Origin of the sequence: Bacillus sp. FSL E2-0195 (assembly GCF_038003645.1) — a bacterium.
Classification (GTDB): domain Bacteria; phylum Bacillota; class Bacilli; order Bacillales; family Bacillaceae_G; genus Bacillus_A; species Bacillus_A mycoides.
Genome location: NZ_JBBOPN010000001.1, coordinates 347,493 through 367,407, shown reverse-complemented (window position 1 = coordinate 367,407; position 19,915 = coordinate 347,493). Strand labels below are relative to the sequence as shown.

Here is a 19,915-nt window from a genome sequence, read left to right as displayed (position 1 = left end):
CGTTAATACCCGATTTCAACTCATCTTATAAAGATATCCATAAAAATAGAAGATTCGATATTTTCTGTTTTTATATTGACGCTTACATCTATTTTTAGTTATTATAACTTAATAACGTCTATTTTGCGACAATTCTAAAAATACAAACATACATAATGAGGAGGCAGTTTATGAAAAGAGAAATACCTTTTGGCATAGCAATAATCCCTATTATCATTACAGTTGCAGTTATGATGGTTACAATTGTTGTATTAGAACAAAGCCCTCACGTCCCACTTATTATCGGTACAACCGTTGCTTCGATCGTCGCTTGGCGGTACGGTTACAAATGGAATGACATTGAAGAATCGATGTATAAAGGAATTCGCCTTGCATTACCCGCTATCGTTATCATTATTCTTGTAGGTTTAACGATCGGTGCTTGGATTGGCGGCGGAATCGTCGCTACTATGATTTATTACGGCTTAAAACTTTTAACTCCATCACTATTTTTAGTTTCAATTACAATTATTTGTTCTATCGTTGCATTAGCAATCGGTAGCTCTTGGTCTACAATGGGAACAATCGGTGTTGCTGGAATGGGAATTGGCCTAAGTATGGGAATCCCAGCTCCAATGGTTGCTGGCGCTATAATTTCCGGTTCTTATTTTGGCGATAAAATGTCACCGCTTTCAGACACGACAAACTTAGCAGCTGGATTAACAAATACAGATTTATTCACACATATTCGTCATATGTTATTTACTACAATTCCAGGTTTAATTATTACTCTTATCGTCTATGCTTTCTTAGGAAGAAGCTTCGGCGATAACAATATCGATGCAAAAAGCATCGATCAAACGTTACAAGTATTGCAACAAAACTTTGTTATTTCGCCTTTCCTATTAATTATACCCGTAGTCGTTATGGTATTGGTCGCTAAAAAAGTCCCTGCTATACCAGCTATTCTCGTAGGTGTTATTTTAGGATTCTTATCACAAGTCTTTATTCAAGGTGGCTCTGTCTCATCAGCTGTCGGTGCACTCCAAAGTGGATTTGTCATAGACACTGGAAACAAGCTAGTAGATGAACTATTTAACCGTGGTGGCTTAAGCTCTATGATGAATACAGTTTCTATGACAATTGTCGCTATGACTTTCGGCGGAGTACTAGAACATACTGGCATTCTTCGCTCAATTGTAAATCAAATTTTAAAATTAGCGACATCATCAAAAGGACTTATCGCTTCTACCATCGCATCTTGCTTTGCAACGAATCTTACTTGCTCTGAACAATATATTTCGATTGTTGTTCCTTCAAGAATGTATGCAAATGCGTACACAGAAAAAGGACTACATTCTAAAAATTTATCCAGAGCATTAGAAGATGGTGGAACATTAACTTCTGTTTTCGTACCTTGGAATACATGTGGTGTATTTATACTCGCAACACTTGGAGTCGGTGCATTCGAATATGCTCCTTATGCTATATTGAATTTCATCGTACCTATTATCTCAATCATTTATGGTATAACTGGCTTCACAATTACGAAGCTATCTGATATTGAAAAAGCAGACCTACTGAAAAAACAAAAAGCACAACTAGAAGCTTAAAATTTTTGAAACGAATACAACGGTAAATTCAGCTCATATATTGCACGAGGGCGCCCTTGTTGATAGGGCATTTCCTCGCCGCAAATATTGGCATATCTGTAATCAACTAATTTCTTTAACAGCCTTTCCGTCGATCGCCGAGTCACTTGTAAGTACTCAGAAAGATCCGCCGCTGTAAATTTCAATGATGGATGCGATTGACTAAACTGAATAATTTTTGACAAGTTTGCAGGACTAAGCTTCGTTTCCTTCGCTATTTTCATTAATTCAGGATTATCGTTTTTTAAACTTTGTACTCTCTGTTCTTTCGGGAACGGACCAAATAATTCTTTATCACTTGTTAGTATATAAAAGCAGCTTTCTATCGGATTATTCTTTGCGAAACCTCGAGCGATTTTTGCATTTTGTTCCGCTTCATTTACTGTTTTTCCGTAACCAAATCCAATAGATACTGCGCCTTCTATATTCATAAATAAACGGTCTATCGTATTTGTTTTTATACTCAATTCAATATCACCACGAGTTGTATACAAAATAAAAGTCATTTCATCAACTTGTTTAAATGAACCACGTAATTCTTTTGAAATTACATTTAATTGTTCAAGCGAGCTTTCTTGTAACTCTATAAAGGATATAATACAAGCACCAACAGTAGCTGAATGGCTTTTTGCTAACTCAGCTTTTATTTTTGCATCTTTTAACCCATGTATAATTGATTGCGTTGGATCTATCATACGCTCTGAAGGAATCCCTATTTTTTGAAGTTCATCGTAGACAGCGTGAATACTAGTTAAAGCTAAATCAACCTCTCCAGATTGATATTTAGCTAAATGAAAATCAATGATTCTCTTAATTTCATCATTACTCCATAACATATTTTCATAATCCATCACTTGCGGCGTTTCTTGTAGACCGATGTCATGGAACACATTTGTAATAAACGAACGATCTACTAAATCAATTGAAATTTTATGAGGTTGAATACTTTGATGGTATATTATAGAAAGGAGTGAAGATGCGACAGTTGTCTCGTCTTGCTGCAAATATACACTTGGAATTGGTAATTGTTCTCTTATTTCTTTTGCCATATAATAAGGTAGGGCACCCGAGAAAAAGATAGCATCACAAGGTTTTAAACGCTTTAATAGTTCAGAAGATTCTGCCGGATGAAGGTAAATATATGGATCAATCTCTATTTCTTCTAGTTTATGAGCAATAGGTAAAAGATTCTCCATAAATTCTTTTGAACCGACAACTGCAATTTTTATCATCATTTTCTCTAACTCCTTATCATTAATTAACGACTATTTAACGTCAACTATATCAAATGTACAAAACCATTGTAAACAGGAAGGGGTCTTTATTCAATGAAAATTACAGCTATTCATCTTTACGCAATTCGTTTACCACTTCGCGATCCGTTTGTTATTAGTTATGGTTCTTATTCTGATATGCCTTCTATTATCGTCAAAATGGAAACAGATGAAGGCATTATCGGTTACGGTGAAGGCGTTGCTGATGATCACGTTACAGGTGAATCATGGGAAAGTACTTTCCATGTTTTAAAACATACACTAGCTCCTGCTCTAATTGGGAAAAATCCAATGAATATCGAAAAAATACACGATATGATGGACAATACAATTTATGGTATTCCTACTGCGAAAGCTGCGATTGATATCGCTTGTTTTGATATAATGGGCAAAAAATTAAATCAACCTGTATATCAATTAATTGGCGGACGCTATCATGAAGAGTTTCCTGTCACTCACGTCTTAAGTATCGCCGATCCAGAAAATATGGCTGAGGAAGCTGCCTCTATGATTAAGAAAGGTTACCAATCTTTCAAAATGAAAGTCGGCACGAATGTAAAAGAAGATGTAAAACGAATTGAAGCTGTACGTGAACGTGTAGGAAATGATATCGCGATTCGTGTTGATGTAAACCAAGGCTGGAAAAATAGCGCAAACACATTAACAGCACTTCGTTCATTAGGACATTTAAACATTGACTGGATTGAACAACCTGTTGTAGCGGATGATATTGATGCAATGGCTCATATTCGTTCGAAAACAGATCTTCCGCTTATGATTGATGAAGGACTAAAAGGCTCTCGTGAAATGCGCCAAATTATTAAATTAGACGCAGCTGATAAAGTGAATATAAAACTAATGAAATGCGGCGGCATATATCCAGCTGTAAAACTCGCTCATCAAGCTGAAATGGCAGGCATTGAATGCCAAGTTGGATCCATGGTCGAATCATCTGTTGCCTCTTCCGCAGGATTCCATGTCGCTTTCTCAAAAAAAATCATTACTAGCGTCGAGCTAACAGGACCATTAAAATTCACGAAAGACATCGGAAACTTACATTACGACGTACCATTTATTCGCTTAAACGAAAAGCCGGGACTCGGCATTGAAATAAACGAAAATACATTACAAGAATTAACCGTCTTTCAAGACGTTGTACGCTAAAGGAGGACTAACACATGACGATTCTTTACGAAGGAAAATTAAAACAAAACAACGATTCATTTCACGTTACATTACTATCTTTAGAACATATGGAACAAATTTTATCATTACAAAACGTTATAGTTGAAGCGCTAGAAGATAAAGGTCGTTTACAACCACTCTCGCTAGAAGAATTTCAATACATTCTAGAAGGAAACGGCATGATGATCGGGGCGTTTATACAAAACGAGCTCATCGCATTTCGTGCCCTACTAGTCCCTCCTATCGACGATGAACATTTAGGGCTTGATATTGGTCTACCAGAAAGTCAGCTACACCGCGTCATCTATCAAGAAATCTCAAACGTTCATCCAAACTGTCGAGGAAATGGCATGCAAAAAATATTAGCCACAGTCATCATGGATGAATTACAAAAAGAAGACAGCCAGTACGACTATGTTTGTTGCACCGTTGCACCTTTTAACATTCCAAGTTTAAAAGATAAATTTGCGCAAGGGATGGAAATTGCTGCACTGAAGGAGAAGTATGGCGGTAGTATGCGGTATGTTTTTGTGAAGGAATTGCGTAAGGACACAGAAAGAGATTGGACGAATGTTAAAAGTGTTCCGATGAGTGATGTTAGTGAAAAGCAAGCGTTACTTTCAGAGGGGTATCGTGGGTATGCGATGGAGAGAATAGACGATACTTTCACTGTGAAGTTTGGACGATAATCTATGTACAAAGAGAACCCTAATTCATTAGGGTTCTACTTTATTTCATTCCACAATCTAAAGTAATAACTAAACCGTCATCTTCCAACTAGATAACGCTAACCAGTTTTCCATTTCCTTATAATCAGGCATTATCTTGCCAACAAGACGCCAAAAAGAGCGATCATGATTTAAATGAACCATATGACACATTTCATGAACAACTACATAATCAATTACCCTTTGAGGTGCCATTGCTAGCTTCCAATTAAACGTTAGCTGTAGATTTGAATCACAAGTTCCCCACGTACGACTACTATCTGTAATACGAATAGAACGCGGTTTTGTTTTAAAGTTACTTTGATGCGCTTTAATACTCTTCTCTACTAATGCCTTGCACTGCTTATAGTAAAATCGTTTTAAAGCCTGCTGGATTTTCTCATTCTTAAGCTCATTCACGTAAATGTGTAGCTTATCCCCTTCAAAAACTGCATTGTCTTGCGTAATACTTGCATCTTGAGAAATCTGTATCGGATACGTATTCCCTAAATACAGAAAGCCCTCGCCTTGATCATAATCCTTTTCCTGTGGTCCAAGCGCTCGCTCCTGCATGTCCTTACGTGTTTTCTGAATCCAATCCCATTTCTCCTCTAGCAGCTGGACTAAGTATTCAACAGGTGTTCCCTTTGGAGCCTGCACTTCCACATTTCCGTACGAATCTACAAAAAGACGCACCGACTTTTTCTTCTTATAAGTTATATGAAAATTAATTGTCTCATCTAAATATGTATGTACCATTTCATCACCTAGTGTATTATTTTACAAATAAAAAAGAATAGGACACAAACGCCCTACTCTATCTATTATATCATTTACTGTTTCACCGAACTTATTATCCTCTGTACTTTACACCTAATCCCTTAATGAAATTCCTTGCGTATCTATCGCCGCACTCTTTGTAATGCTTATGGCCTTTCTTTCTTAATAAAGCGCCTAACTCTCCTTTTGTTACGATAACTCCTACGCTGTCTAATATATCAAGCACATCTTCACTCGTTAAAGATAGTGCTATTTTCATTTTCTTTAAAAGAAGGTTATTGGCACTCTCCTTGCTCTGTACAGGTGCCGGTTGCCCTGGTTTCGGATCTTGCTTCCCTCTTTTTAAAGTAATAAATCCATTTAAAAATGCCTCTAGCATCATCATGTCGCATGTTAATACGTACTCATCTTCGATTACATCATCATTTTCAGCTTCATGTTGTGGACTTCTCTTTACTTTTGTAAGCATATCAAGTACGTCCTCTTTCGTTACTTCCATCCCGCCAAGTTCAAAGATTTCTACCATATCTATATCTCTTATATCTAAAGCGTACCTTACTCTTTTTAATATATCGTTGTTGCTCATTGCCATTGTATTTCCTCCTGAAATGTTGATTATAGTAATGCTTTTAGCATGTATAAATTAATATCGTTAAGTTACTACTTTAACATTTTAGAGGTAGGTTTTGTAGTCTTAGGTGGATTAATGCTTTTGGGGATGATTTTAAAACAGCAAAAAAGGATGGGATAATCGCGCAAAATTACGGATGGGGATTTACTATTAATTAACACACTTAAAAATGGACTAACCTGATATAGGTTAGTCCATTTCTTTTTATGCAACTCTAATTTAGTGGGCAACTCAAACATGAATGTTACGCAAAATTCAGGTGAAATATATTGATTGTGTTTACTTAGGTTTTCCTTTTTATTTGTGGTACGGTTCACCGTAACTAATCTAAATGAGGTTATTGTTTATTATTTTCATAATTAAATTTAACAAAAAAGGTAGTGCCTTCCGAGCCTGTTTGAATTTCTATTTTCGCATTATGCCGGGTAGCAATAGCATAACATACGCCTAATCCCAATCCAGTTCCATTATCTTTGGTCGTGTAAAATGGAGTACCCAGTTTCTCTAATACTTCAGGCCTGATACCTTTTCCTTGATCCCGCACTGCAAGCACCACACAATTTTGACATTCCTTGTAGGTGCTAATGGTTAGAATTTTCCCCGTGCTCATCGCTTCTAAGCCATTACGGTATAGGTTTATTAATAATTGCCGTATCTCATTACGATTTAAAAGTAATTCTGGAATGTCATTTGTATCGACTTGAATATATTTATTTTGATTATACGTATCAATCTTTATTAAAGGAATAATATCGTGGATAATTGAATTTAAATCTAACATCTGCAAATCCGATTTCTTTGTATTACCCATTGAGAGAAATTCAGTAATAATAGAATTGGCACGGTCAAGTTCTTCAATCATTAATTTAAAGTACTTATTATGTTTCTCATAGGTGTGCTCTTCTTTTAATAACTGCAAAAACCCTCGTACTGTTGTCATTGGATTTCTGATCTCATGGCTGATACCTGCTGCCATTTGTCCTATTAAATCTATGTTGGATAACCTTTTCAATTCCTGCTCATATTGCTTTTTTTCCGTTATGTTTTTAAAAATACAACAAATACCATCATCATACGGGTATGCAATAACTTCGTGCCAATATTCATCAGAGATAGAAAAAAATTCGAAATGAACTGTAACTCGCTCTGACATTGCACGATGAAATTCCTTATACATAACTGCGTCGACGCTACTCGGGAAGACCTCCCATATATTCTTACCTAATACATCTTTTGCTGTTTTTCTTTGTGGAAAATATTGATGCTTATTTACGTACGTGAATTCCCATTTATTATTCAAAGTAAAGAATCCATCCGTAATAATTTCAATCACACTTGTAACTTTTTCATTAGCAGCAGCTAGTTCTCTCGTTCGCTCTTCCACCATGCTTTCAAGTTGATCCATATATAACAAGTTTGAAAACGTAGGAGCTGTGGCATCAACGATAGATTTTGCCAGTTGAATTTGGGAATTATCGTAATTGTGAGCTTTTCCCTCTTTGCCCACGACGATTACCCCTAATACTTCTCCCATTGAAACCAATGGAATCATCAGTAGACCCTTACTATCTATATTTTTTGTTTGAATAACCTCTTGGATCTTGGCTTCATAGCTTTTCTCCATCCAATCCGCTTCTGTCCAATCACAGTCCTTGCTTAACTTCGTTGTTTTAATCGTTGTTTTGTCTAGCGGGTCTAAAAGGTGGGCAGCCATGTTTTTACTCTCTAAAATCTGTCCTAAGTAAAAAAAACATTTATCAAAACTCTCCTGTATCGAGGAACACATTGATAAATCACAGGTAACATCTAGTAACAGCTGCTTCTCGGCAATAAGGTTTTCCTTTTGTGTTAAATTATTTGCGTTTTGAATTGCGACCGCAGCCATATTTACATAAGCTTCAACACTTTGAATCTCTGAATCTGTTAAGTTCATTGGAACTCCATAATCAAATAAAAAAACCAGACCAAATAACTCTTGTCCAAATGAGATAGGCAGGGCTAATAAGGACTTAATTTTGAACGCATCAACTGGTCTTGGATCCGGCCGATGATCCTTTGAGGTATCAGGGATATAGATGGTTTTTTTTGTTTCAATAACTTCTTTTGCCAGTAAGTCTATTTCAGGATCAATTACCTGAGTATCGAGCGTTACGCCATTTATGGTCTCTGGTTTCCCTGCAAACCCTCTAAATGTTCCATCTTCCTGGGGTAAATAAATTCCAACAGCGTTGCACCTAACAATCTCCTCTGATATCGCCATTGTTACACGCTGCAATACTTCACGTAGTTCTAATTTTGTATTTATTATTTTTGTTATATTCGCGAGCCTAGAATATCTCGTCTGATCACTTAACATTCACATAGCCTCCAAGTTATAGGCATAATAAAATAAACATGATAATATCAGTGAAAATCAAGACCAACCTGCCATTTTCAATTTTCTCCTGTATTCTTTTCTTACCCTTGTTTTACATAGAATACCTCACTTACTTATGATACGGTTCACCTTAATTAAAATGGAACAAACACTCATAAAATCGCTACACCCTATCCCCTCTAACTTTCAAAAGTTACACTGTTTCACTATCTCCATCCTTATCAACACTCGCCTCAAACTTATCAAGCAACGCGCGCACTTCATCAGTTGATTTCGTGTTCATCAATTGATTTCTTAGTTCAGCAGCTCCAGGGAATCCTTTTACATAAATTTTGAAGAAGCGATGAAGCCCTGTGATTGAACGTGGTAGTACTTCTGCATATTGATCTTGAAGGTCAAGCTGCAGTCTTAAAAGGTCAAGGTGTTCTTGACTGCTATGCTCTCTCGGTTCTTTTTCAAAGGCAAACGGATTTTTAAAGATTCCTCGTCCAATCATAACGCCATCAATACCGTATTTTTCAGCAAGTTCCATTCCAGTTTGACGGTCAGGAATGTCTCCATTGATTGTTATTAACGTATTTGGTGCGATACGGTCACGTAACTTTTTAATTTCCGGAATTAGTTCCCAGTGCGCATCTACTTGGCTCATTTCTTCTCTTGTACGTAAGTGAATAGAAAGGTTCGCAATATCTTGTTTGAAAATGTGCGTTAACCACTCTTCCCACTCACTTAACTCTTTAAAGCCAAGTCGTGTTTTTACGCTGACAGGTAGTCCGCCTGCTTTTGCTGCTTGAATAAGTTCTGCCGCAACGTCTGGACGTAGAATAAGACCACTACCTTTTCCTCTTGATGCTACGTTCGGTACAGGGCAGCCCATATTAATATCAATACCTTTAAATCCTAACTCTGCCATACCAATACTCATTTGACGGAAATATTCAGGATTATCTCCCCAAATATGCGCCACTATCGGTTGCTCATCTTCTGTAAAAATTAAACGGCCACGTACACTTTTCATACCTTCTGGATGACAATAGCTATCCGAGTTTGTAAACTCTGTGAAGAATACATCTGGGCTACCAGCTTCACTTACTACGTGACGGAAAACAACGTCTGTCACATCTTCCATGGGTGCAAGTACGAAAAATGGTCGTGGTAAATCATTCCAAAAATTATCTATCATTTCAAATTCAAATCCTCTCAATATGAATACAATTTCAAACTCTCAATTTAAAAATATAAAGCCAAATAGCAAAAGTACATTTGGACATTTATATTTTGTGAAAATCAGCAATATTCATTTTAACTAAAATCGTTGCTGAATGGTATTTTTATAAACCAAAAAGCAGATGGTATAGATTTTTCTATATCAACTGCTTTTTTATTATACCAACTTAAGCCAAGTCACACACTCTACATGAGTCGTATGCGGGAACATATCAACAGGCTGTACTTCCTGTGTTTTATATCCGCCTTCTTCTAGCACTTTTAAGTCGCGTGCTAATGTTGCTGGGTTACACGATACATATACGACGCGCTTTGGCTTCATGTCGATGATTGTGTTTAGTAATGCTTCATCACAGCCTTTACGCGGTGGGTCTACGACCATTGTGTCGGCGATTACGCCTTCTTTGTACCATTTTGGAATGACTACTTCTGCTTCTCCTACGCCAAATTCAGCGTTTGTCATGTTGTTTAGTGCTGCGTTTCGGTTTGCGTCTTCGATTGCTTCTGGGACGATTTCAACGCCGTACACTTTTTTCGCTTTTTGTGCTAGGAATAAGGAGATTGATCCAATTCCGCAATAGGCATCAATTACTGTTTCGTTACCATTTAATTTTGCGTATTCTAACGTTTTATCGTATAGCACTTTCGTTTGTTCTGGGTTTACTTGATAGAATGAACGTGCTGAAATCGCGAATTTAATGTCACCGATAAAGTCATAAATATATTCTGATCCGTACAGTACTGTCGTTTTGTCTCCGAAAATAACGTTTGTACGTTTCGTGTTTACGTTTTGAACGATTGATTTTACTTCTGGGAATTTCGCTGCGATTTCTTCAATGATTGCTTCTTTATTTGGCAATTCAGCTGTACGTGTAATAAAGACAAGCATAATTTCCCCTGTTACTTGTCCGTAGCGAGCCATTACGTGGCGAAGTGTTCCTTTGTTACGCTCTTCATTGTAAGCCGAAATACCGTGCTTTTCACAAATACGTTTTACTTCTTGAATTAATGTATCGTTTTCTTCCGCCTGAATTAAGCATGATTCCATATTAATGATGTCATGCGTTCCTTGACGATAGAAACCAGCTACAAGCCCACCTTCACGTTCTCCAATTGGCACTTGTGCTTTATTGCGGTATACCCACGGGTTTTTCATTCCAAGTACAGGATGAACAGGAACATCACTTAATCCACCGATGCGCTGCATAACGTCACGTACTTGTTTTTCTTTCGCTTTTAATTGTCCTTCATATGTTAAGTGCTGAAGCTGACAACCGCCGCACTCGTTGTACACGGGGCATTCTGCATCTTTACGATATGGACTTTCTTGATGAAGCTTCATTAAACGACCAAACGCGAAGTTTTTCTTCACTTTAATAATTTTAATTTGTGCTTCCTCACCTGGTAATCCGTTTTTTACGAAAATAGGATATCCCTTCACTTTCGCAACACCGGCACCATCATGTGTTAAATCTTCAAACACTACATCTATAAACTCGTTTTTTTCAACTGGTGGCGTCATTTTTGTACTCATTTTCCGACCTCTCTTTTTCATAACACTGCGTTACATTTTATCATACTTATATGGTCTATTTCTATTGGAAGAAAAAAAGCTATTGACGATAGTTCTCTAGTAATGTTACGCTACTACTAATTTAATACGGACGATGTTACCTCATATATAGTCGATAATATGGATCGAGAGTTTCTACCCGGCAACCTTAAATTGCTGGACTATGGGGAAAACTAATGAATATTAGCCTATGTATAAAAAAGACTCCTATTGATTAGCTTTCTCTCATAGATGAAAGTGAATCCATAGGAGTCTTTTTTTATTTTTATTTTTCTAAAAGGTCAGACATCTTACGTATGACATAAAACCTCTATTACTTTATTTTTAGTAATATAACGAGCGTTTTATGTAAAAACTTTATACGAACTTCTGAAAGGGGCAACTACATGCAATATGTAATGAGCATTATCGGTATTCTTGTCGTTTTAGGTTTATGCTTTGCTTTGTCAAACAACAAAAGTAAAATCAACTTCCGTGCAATTGCTATTATGATTGGTTTCCAAATTTTAATCGGTTGGTTTATGTTTGGCACAAAAATTGGTCAACAAATTATCATCTTCATTAGTAAAGTTTTCAACAAACTAATTAAACTTGGTACGACAGGTGTCGATTTTCTCTTTAATGGAATTCAAAGAGATTTTGTCTTTTTCTTAAATGTATTATTAATTATCGTATTTTTCTCAGCACTACTTTCTATCTTTAGTTATTTAGGTGTTTTACCATTCATCGTTCGCGTTGTCGGCGGTGCAATTTCAAAAATTACTGGTTTACCACGCGTTGAATCATTCCACGCAGTAAACTCTGTATTCTTCGGTTCAAGTGAAGCGTTAATCGTTATTAAAAACGATTTACAGCATTTTAATAAAAACCGTATGTTTATCATTTGTTGTTCTGCGATGAGCTCAGTTTCTGCTTCTGTTACAGCATCATACGTAATGATGTTAGATGCGAAATATGTACTAGCAGCTCTTCCACTAAACTTATTCTCAAGCTTAATCGTTTGTTCGTTATTAACACCAGTTGATACGAAAAAGGAAGATGAAGTGATTCAAAAATTTGATAGAACTCTATTCGGAGACAGCTTTATCGGCGCAATGATTAACGGTGCGCTTGATGGTTTAAAAGTAGCTGGTATCGTTGCCGCATTAATGATCGCCTTTATCGGTGTTATGGAAGTTGTAAACTACGTAATTAGCGCTGCTTCAGGTGCAATGGGATATGCTGTTACTTTACAACAAATCTTCGGTTATATACTTGCTCCATTCGCATTCTTAATGGGTATCCCAACTCATGATATTATCCCAGCTGGTGGTATTATGGGTACGAAGATTGTATTAAACGAGTTTGTAGCAATCCTTGATTTAAAAGGCGCTGCTGCAACATTAGATCCACGTACAGTTGGAATCGTTACTGTATTCTTAATTAGCTTTGCAAGTATTAGCCAAATTGGTGCAATCGTTGGTACAATCCGTGCCCTTTCTGAAAAGCAAGGAAGCATCGTATCAAAATTCGGTTGGAAAATGCTATTTGCATCAACACTTGCTTCTATTTTATCTGCAACAATCGCTGGATTGTTTATTTAATAAAAAATCACCTTACTTGTTTAAGTAAGGTGATTTTTTGATTCCTTATGAAATAGAACGGAATTCAATTACTTCCTCTTTACTAATAAGTTTTCCTTCGTGTATACCTTTTACTGAAATATCAATAATGGATTTATCCTCCCCTTCAAGCTTACCCAAAGAAAATATATAAATTAAATTTTGTTCTTTTAGTATCCATTGCTTGCCATGCCAAGGCCCCGTTATCTTTTGTTCCAAAGATGTTTTTTCTTCTCCAACATACTGACATTCTCCAAACGAAGTTTTTACTATATTTTTCTCCGTATCAATTACTATATTTCGAAATAGCTCTAAGTTTTTGCTTGAAACAATTTCTATCTCATGGTTACTTTTTTGTTTAAATTGCAGTTTTCCATCACTTGTATTAGATAAACTACTATTCTCAACGGCGTTCCTAAAAAAGTTATATTCTTCTTCTGTAATACCAAAATTAGGATGATATGACTTCACCTGTTGATCTATATGTCCCGATATGTAGTTTACATACCACTCTTTATCATTTTTCACATGATCACTCATTTTTTTAGTAATAGCCTCTACTTTTTTACGAGTATCACGATCCATCTCAATCGTCATAATATCCGCCGTCACTTCCGCATTCATAAGATGCGGTGGAATATACTCCTCCACACTATTCGCTTTACTCACTTCACTTTGACAACCGACTATGAATAGCGATATGAAAAGGATATATACTAGTTTTTTATATTTCATTTCTGTTCTCCACTCCGTACATCATTCTTACTTACATTTATAGCGGTTCTTATTATAGTCCAAGATCCTGATATTTTAATAGAAACTACTCTATATATGCAAAATTGCATATTAATAAACCTTTCTCTTACTTTAAAATTAACTTAAATTATTTACCAAAATATACAAATTACAAATGAACAATGTTATAATTTGTAAAAAATATATTGGAGGATATTATGAAAGCTCACGCCCTTTTCGACTTCTTACACTTACTAGTTTTAAGCATGAAAAGCTATTATGTATGGGGAATGCCAATCTATGTATTCATTATCCCTCTTATTTTTGTAGTAGGTTATATCATTATCAAATCAAATAAGAAACGCAAGAATACCTCTATTCAAAGTCACTAACCTACCATTCACCTAAAAATGATATGATGAACAAGGGTATATCCCCACCTCTCTTATAGCGGTGGGGATTTTAATGCAAGCATGCAACATAATACACAATAGAAGGTGATTTTATGAGAAAATACGCAGCGATTGCTTTATGTACATCTGCTATTCTAGTAAGCTGTAATACTAGCAATGTAAGCCAAGAACCTAAAAAAGAGAAAAAGGTACAAGAGGTCAAAAAACAAGAAGAGACGGTGCGGGAACAAGGTAAAATTTCTTATAATCCAATTACGCACGAATCTACAAACGCAAATATTCATATTACAGACATAAAAGATTCTTTAACCGAAGTACAATATAAAATTTGGCGCACTGCTGATGGAAAGGAAAGTGCTAAATCCTTTTCTTCTAAAGAGAAAAATCAACAATTTACACTTCCCTTTGATATAAAAGAATTTGAAGGAAAACGCGGTGAATATCAAATTGAAGCTACAGGAACAACAGAGGGCGGAAAAACTATTCCACTTACGAAATCTACTATTACTTTCGAGCAAAAAGTTCCTGTTCTTATGTACCACGCAATTGATGATTATCACGGACAAGGTATTAAAGATTTATTCGTATCGCCTGCTAACTTTGAAGCACAAATGAAGTATTTAAAAGAAAATGGTTATACTTTTTTAACGTTTGAACGCTGGAGCGATATAAATAAAGTAAACAAGCCGATTTTCGTTACATTTGATGACGGTATGAAAAATAATATGAATGCATTTCGCATTTTACAAAAGCTAAAAGATGATACTTTTAAACCAGCAGCAACGGAATATATGATTGTTGATAACGTTGATGTAGAAGGCGCCCTTTCTACATCTGAAATAAAAGAAATGGTTGATTCAGGTATTTTTTCTGTACAATCTCACACAGCAACACACGCAGACTTGCCGAAAATTACAAACTATGATGAAGAGTTAAAAGGATCAAAAGAAAAGCTAGAGAAAATAACAGGTAAGCCTGTTATCGCAATTGCTTATCCTTTCGGTCATGTAGATGATAAAGTTGTCGCAGAAACAAAGAAACACTATCAGTTTGCAACAACAACGAAGCCTGGACAATTCATTACGAAGGGTGAACCTGATGAGTTGTTAAAAATGAAGCGTGTTCGCATACACCATACAACGACTGTAGAACAATTTGCTTCTTCGATTAAATAACTATTAGAGCTCAATACATTTTGAGCTCTCTTTTTACGTTATATTTATATATATTTTTAGAATTTTCTTGTATTATATATAGTAAGAAATCTTTCAAACTAAAGGAGATTATACATATGTCATTTGAACAAACGTTAGAGAAATATGCTGCCCTTGCAGTCAATGTTGGTGTTAATATTCAACCCGGACAAACTTTATCAATCAGTGCACCTCTTGAGGCTGTACAGTTTGTACGCCTAGTTACAGAAAAAGCATATAAATCTGGTGCAAAACACGTATATGTTGATTGGAATGATGAGACGTTAACACGCTTAAAGTTCGATCTAGCTCCTGAAGAAGCTTTCTCTGAATTCCCTTCTTGGAAAGCACATGCTCGTGAAGAATTAGCAAAAGAAGGCGCTGCATTTATGTCCATCTATGCAGAGAATCCTGATCTATTAAAAGGTGTAGAACCAAAGAAAATTGCAACAGCTCATAAAGTAGCTGGAGAAGCGATGAAAGTATACCGTGATTATGTACAAGCAGATAAAGTAAGCTGGTGCGTAATTTCTGTTCCTACGAAAGAATGGGCTGCAAAAGTATTCCCTGACGTAGCGCCAGAAGAACAAGAAACAAAGCTATGGGATGCTATCTTCAAAGCTACTCGTGCTGATTTAGAAAATCCTGTGGAAGCATGGAAAGAACATGATGAAACACTACATACAAAAGTAGATTACTTAAACGAAAAACATTATAAAGCTCTTCACTATACAGGCCCTGGAACAGACTTAACAATCGAACTTCCAGAGAAGCATGTATGGGCTGGTGCTGGTAGCTTAAATGAAAAGAACGTAGCATTTATGGCTAACATTCCAACTGAAGAGGTATTTACAATGCCTCTTAAAACAGGTGTGAACGGCCAAGTATCTAGCACAAAACCGTTAGCATTTGCAGGTAATATTATTGATAACTTTACATTAACATTCGAAAACGGACGTATCGTAGACTATAAAGCTGAATCTGGTGAAGAGGCTTTAAAACATTTAGTAGAAACAGATGAAGGTTCTCACTTCTTAGGCGAAGTAGCTTTAGTACCTCATGATTCACCAATTTCAAACACAAATATTTTATTCTACAATACGCTATTTGATGAAAATGCATCTTGCCACCTTGCAATCGGAAATGCTTATGCATTTAACTTAGTTGGCGGAAAAACAATGTCTAAAGAAGAACTTGCTGAAAATGGCGCAAACGCTAGTATTACACACGAAGACTTCATGATTGGATCAGCTGAGCTTGATATCGACGGCATTACAGCTGATGGAAGACATGAGCCGATCTTCCGTAAAGGTAACTGGGCGTTTTAATAAAAATAAAAGGCTATCTTCCACGCCGGAAGATAGCCTTTTATGATGCCGATGACACTTTCAGTCCAATTACTCCTAAAACAATAAAGAGAATACAAAATGCTTGGAATAAATTAATATGCTCTTTAAAAAAGTACACACTAATGATTGTAATAAGTAGCGTTCCCACACCAGACCAAATTGCATAAGCAATGCTTAAATGAATCTTTTTAACAACGATAGCAAACACGCTGAAACAAATTCCATAGAATACGAAAATAAGTACACTTGGAACAAGCTTTGTTAAACCGTTCGATAACTTCATCGCAATCGTTCCAGCTACTTCAAAAATAATTGTTACGAGTAATAATAGCCAATATACCATACTAGAATCTCCTTCTCTGTTACCTTATAGAGATTCTAGTATACTACTTATAGTCCTAACGAAATATATTTAATTTCTAAATATTCCTCGATACCGAAATGGCCTCCTTCACGGCCGATACCACTTTCTTTAAAGCCTCCAAATGGTGCTTGTGCAACTGATGGAAGGCCATCGTTTAAGCCGATAATTCCGTACTCTAACGCTTCACTAATTTGGAATGCTTGGCTAATATCTTTTGTGAAAATATAAGCAGCCAAGCCATATGGTGTATTATTTGCTCGTTCGATTACTTCTTCAACTGTTTTAAATTTCGCAACTGGTGCAACCGGTCCAAATGTTTCTTCATTCATACAAAGCATCGTGTCATTTGCCAATCCAATTACTGTTGGCTGAATGAAATAACCATCTAACTCTGCAAATTTATGGCCACCGTATAAAACTTCTCCGCCCTTTTGAATTGCATCTTCAATATGTTCTTGTACTTTCGAAACTGCATTCGCATCAATAAGTGGACCTACAGTTGTTCCTTCGCCGAATCCATCTCCGACTTTAAGCTGCTCTACAGCTGTTGTGAACTTCCCTGCAAATTCTTCATACACTTCTTCTTGAACAAAGATGCGGTTTGTACATATACACGTTTGTCCTGCGTTACGGAATTTCGAACCAATTACCGCTTCTACCGCCTTATCTAAATCAGCATCATTCATAACAATAAATGGAGCGTGACCACCTAATTCAAGCGAAACCTTTTTCATCGTTTGCGCAGCGCTAGCCATTAATTCTTTTCCAATTTCAGTTGATCCTGTAAAGGAAACTTTTCGAACGCGCTCATCTTCCATCCACGTATCAGCAATTGCTTTTGCACTACCTGTTACAATATTTATTACACCTTTTGGAATATCTGCTTCATGTGCTAATTCAACTAACTTCAATGCAGTTAATGGCGTTTGACTCGCTGGTTTCACAACTGCCGTACAGCCTGCTGCAAGTGCTGGAGCTACCTTTCTCGTAATCATAGCAGCCGGGAAATTCCAAGGCGTAATAGCTGCCATAACCCCAACTGGTTGCTTCATAACTAAAATACGCTTATTCGGATGAGAAGCAGGAATCATTTCACCGTATATTCGCTTTCCTTCTTCTGCGTACCATTCAACAAAACTATTTGCATAATTCACTTCACCAAGTGCTTCTGCAAACGGCTTCCCTTGCTCTCTCGTCATGATTGCTGCAATTTCTTCTTTATTTTCATCAATGAGCGTGAACCATTTTTTTAACTTTACTGCGCGATCCGCTGCCGTTAATTTTGACCATAATTTAAAAGCCTCATGTGCAGCATCAACTGCTTGCTTTGCCTCTGTAATCCCGCCCTTTGGTACAGTTGCAAATACTTCCTTTGTCGCTGGATTATTCACTTCGATTTGTTCTTGCAGTGTAATCCACTCACCATTTATATACATCGCTTTTTTATCTAAGTTTACGAACGTCGCTTTTTTATCCAATGTTTTCTTCCTCCTCTATAAACTTCTTAATTTTCCTAGTAGCAGCAGATTGACTTATTTGCAAAAACTCAGCCACTTTATAACTTGATCCATACGTTTTATACGCTTTAAGAATAATATTTCTCTCTACCTCTTCCAGCATTCTATAAAGACTTTGTCCAGATTGTTCAACTGTTGCCTCTTGCATAGATAGTGGCAAATCTTCTACCGTTACAAAATCATCAGCAGTGATAACAATTCGTTCAATTACATTTTCAATCTCTCTATTATTTCCTTCCCAAGGGTACCCTACAAACATTTGTAACGTACTAGGTGCTAACTTCACATCACGTCCGTACTTTTTATTAAAATGCTGTAAATAATGATAGATGAGCGGCAAAATGTCTTCTGTTCTCTCCCGAAGTGGCGGAATTGAAATTGGAATGACATTCAGACGATAGTATAAATCTTTCCGGAATTTTCCTTGTTTCACCATCGTACTTAAATCTCTATTTGTTGCCGCTACAATTCTAACGTCCACCTTTTTTAATTCTCTTCCGCCTATAGGACGAAACGTTTTTTCTTGCAATACTTGCAAAAGCTTCGCTTGAATTTCAAGCGGCATTTCACCAATTTCATCTAAGAAAAGAGTTCCTCTATGCGCTGATTCTAATAGCCCCTTTTTCCCTTCACGATTTGCACCTGTAAAAGACCCACCTGAATATCCAAAAAGCTCAGATTCGATTAAATTCGTCGGCAATGCCGCACAATTAATTTCATAGAAACTTTCATTCTTCCGGTGACTCACTTCATGCAAATGGCGTACTAATCGGCTTTTCCCCACTCCAGTCTCACCTAATACGAGAACAGTACTATCTACTACTGATACTTTTTTTATTGTTTCGATTATTTTTTGCATAGCGATACTTTTAAAAATAAGTCCTTCGTGTTCATATGTTTCTCTTAATTCTTTTTTATATGTTTTTAACTGATTATCCATTTCCTCTACCTTTTGACGTAATTGATAGAGTTCTGTAAGATCACGAGAATAACTAATCACTCTTCTTAAATTTCCCTCATCATCAAATACAGGCCTTGTACGAACATGCAAATACTCTCCTGATTTCGTTGTTTGAACAAGTTCAACTGGCCTTTTCTTTTCAATTACTTCTAACGTTGCAGACGGATAAAAAATCCCTTCTTTTTGTAGTTCTTTTACATGCTTTCCTACTAATTCCTTAGCAGAGAGCTGGTAATGTCTTTCACACATGCTATTTACACGTACAACGATTCCTTTATCATCCGTAACAAAAATTTCGTCAAATGCATATTCAAATACATCTTGTAAATCCATCAACACTCGTTCCTTTTCTGCAACCATCCTAGCCACCCCTTACTTTAAATCCATCGATTCACTT

At 36.4% G+C, this 19,915-nt stretch carries 16 protein-coding genes and 1 riboswitch; of the genes, 6 read left to right on the top strand and 10 right to left on the bottom strand.

Going from position 1 to position 19,915, the window contains the following annotated elements:
* Positions 1 to 170 precede the first annotated feature (170 nt).
* Positions 171 to 1,592, top strand: coding sequence for a Na+/H+ antiporter NhaC (nhaC, locus tag MHH59_RS01950; RefSeq protein WP_002010164.1), 1,422 nt, complete (start codon positions 171 to 173; stop codon positions 1,590 to 1,592).
* Here the strand turns inward: nhaC and MHH59_RS01945 are convergent.
* Complete coding sequence (locus MHH59_RS01945) at positions 1,589 to 2,866, bottom strand: hypothetical protein (RefSeq protein ID WP_002124924.1); 1,278 nt, start codon at positions 2,864 to 2,866, stop codon at positions 1,589 to 1,591. The genes nhaC and MHH59_RS01945 overlap by 4 nt on opposite strands.
* Positions 2,867 to 2,959: 93 nt before the next feature.
* Between MHH59_RS01945 and MHH59_RS01940 the strand changes: the two genes are divergently transcribed.
* Positions 2,960 to 4,069 carry a mandelate racemase/muconate lactonizing enzyme family protein gene (locus MHH59_RS01940; RefSeq protein ID WP_078422304.1) on the top strand — a complete coding sequence of 370 codons (1,110 nt, stop codon included), beginning with the start codon at positions 2,960 to 2,962 and terminating at the stop codon, positions 4,067 to 4,069.
* A 14-nt stretch (positions 4,070 to 4,083) separates the two neighbouring features.
* Complete coding sequence (locus MHH59_RS01935) at positions 4,084 to 4,779, top strand: hypothetical protein (RefSeq protein ID WP_002124919.1); 696 nt, start codon at positions 4,084 to 4,086, stop codon at positions 4,777 to 4,779.
* Between the two features lie 69 nt (positions 4,780 to 4,848).
* On the opposite strand, the gene MHH59_RS01930 is transcribed toward MHH59_RS01935, so the two are convergent.
* The 5 genes from MHH59_RS01930 to rlmD all read right to left on the bottom strand — a co-directional run bounded on the left by MHH59_RS01930 (position 4,849) and on the right by rlmD (position 11,346).
* A complete protein-coding gene (locus MHH59_RS01930; RefSeq protein WP_002124917.1) occupies positions 4,849 to 5,556 on the bottom strand; it encodes a M48 family metallopeptidase in 708 nt (235 codons plus the stop codon).
* Positions 5,557 to 5,650: 94 nt separating this feature from the next.
* Entirely contained in the window at positions 5,651 to 6,169 is a 519-nt protein-coding gene (locus tag MHH59_RS01925) for a YehS family protein (protein WP_002124916.1), read from the bottom strand.
* Positions 6,170 to 6,545: 376 nt separating this feature from the next.
* Positions 6,546 to 8,564, bottom strand: a complete 2,019-nt coding sequence (locus tag MHH59_RS01920; protein ID WP_340850778.1) for a GAF domain-containing sensor histidine kinase — start codon at positions 8,562 to 8,564, stop codon at positions 6,546 to 6,548.
* A gap of 214 nt (positions 8,565 to 8,778) precedes the next feature.
* Positions 8,779 to 9,768: a tRNA dihydrouridine synthase gene (locus MHH59_RS01915; RefSeq protein WP_340850777.1), complete on the bottom strand. Its 990-nt coding sequence runs from the start codon at positions 9,766 to 9,768 to the stop codon at positions 8,779 to 8,781.
* Positions 9,769 to 9,969: 201 nt separating this feature from the next.
* The gene (gene rlmD, locus MHH59_RS01910) at positions 9,970 to 11,346 is read right to left on the bottom strand and encodes a 23S rRNA (uracil(1939)-C(5))-methyltransferase RlmD (protein WP_340850776.1); all 1,377 of its coding nucleotides are present in this window, start codon (positions 11,344 to 11,346) and stop codon (positions 9,970 to 9,972) included.
* A gap of 121 nt (positions 11,347 to 11,467) precedes the next feature.
* Positions 11,468 to 11,569, top strand: a riboswitch (purine riboswitch).
* Positions 11,570 to 11,771: 202 nt separating this feature from the next.
* Here rlmD and MHH59_RS01905 point away from each other — a divergent pair.
* On the top strand, positions 11,772 to 12,968 hold the full coding sequence (locus MHH59_RS01905) for a NupC/NupG family nucleoside CNT transporter (RefSeq protein WP_002063580.1): 1,197 nt from the start codon (positions 11,772 to 11,774) through the stop codon (positions 12,966 to 12,968).
* Positions 12,969 to 13,013: 45 nt separating this feature from the next.
* Here the strand turns inward: MHH59_RS01905 and MHH59_RS01900 are convergent, their stop codons facing one another.
* Positions 13,014 to 13,721, bottom strand: a complete 708-nt coding sequence (locus MHH59_RS01900) for a hypothetical protein (protein ID WP_340850775.1) — start codon at positions 13,719 to 13,721, stop codon at positions 13,014 to 13,016.
* A gap of 505 nt (positions 13,722 to 14,226) precedes the next feature.
* Between MHH59_RS01900 and MHH59_RS01895 the strand changes: the two genes are divergently transcribed.
* Positions 14,227 to 15,309, top strand: a complete 1,083-nt coding sequence (locus MHH59_RS01895; protein ID WP_340850774.1) for a polysaccharide deacetylase family protein — start codon at positions 14,227 to 14,229, stop codon at positions 15,307 to 15,309.
* A 116-nt stretch (positions 15,310 to 15,425) separates the two neighbouring features.
* Positions 15,426 to 16,655 (top strand): aminopeptidase, encoded by a 1,230-nt coding sequence (locus tag MHH59_RS01890; RefSeq protein WP_002010058.1) that lies wholly within the window; start codon positions 15,426 to 15,428, stop codon positions 16,653 to 16,655.
* Between the two features lie 40 nt (positions 16,656 to 16,695).
* Here MHH59_RS01890 and MHH59_RS01885 read toward each other — a convergent pair whose 3' ends face one another.
* The 3 genes from MHH59_RS01885 to MHH59_RS01875 are packed head-to-tail and all read right to left on the bottom strand — an operon-like array spanning position 16,696 to position 19,878.
* A complete protein-coding gene (locus tag MHH59_RS01885) occupies positions 16,696 to 17,019 on the bottom strand; it encodes a DMT family transporter (RefSeq protein WP_000263259.1) in 324 nt (107 codons plus the stop codon).
* 47 nt (positions 17,020 to 17,066) lie between these two features.
* Entirely contained in the window at positions 17,067 to 18,518 is a 1,452-nt protein-coding gene (gene gabD / locus MHH59_RS01880; RefSeq protein WP_002139416.1) for an NADP-dependent succinate-semialdehyde dehydrogenase, read from the bottom strand.
* The gene (locus tag MHH59_RS01875; protein WP_002124902.1) at positions 18,511 to 19,878 is read right to left on the bottom strand and encodes a sigma-54 interaction domain-containing protein; all 1,368 of its coding nucleotides are present in this window, start codon (positions 19,876 to 19,878) and stop codon (positions 18,511 to 18,513) included. The genes gabD and MHH59_RS01875 overlap by 8 nt, the downstream gene beginning before the upstream one ends.
* Between the last annotated feature and the right edge of the window lie 37 nt (positions 19,879 to 19,915).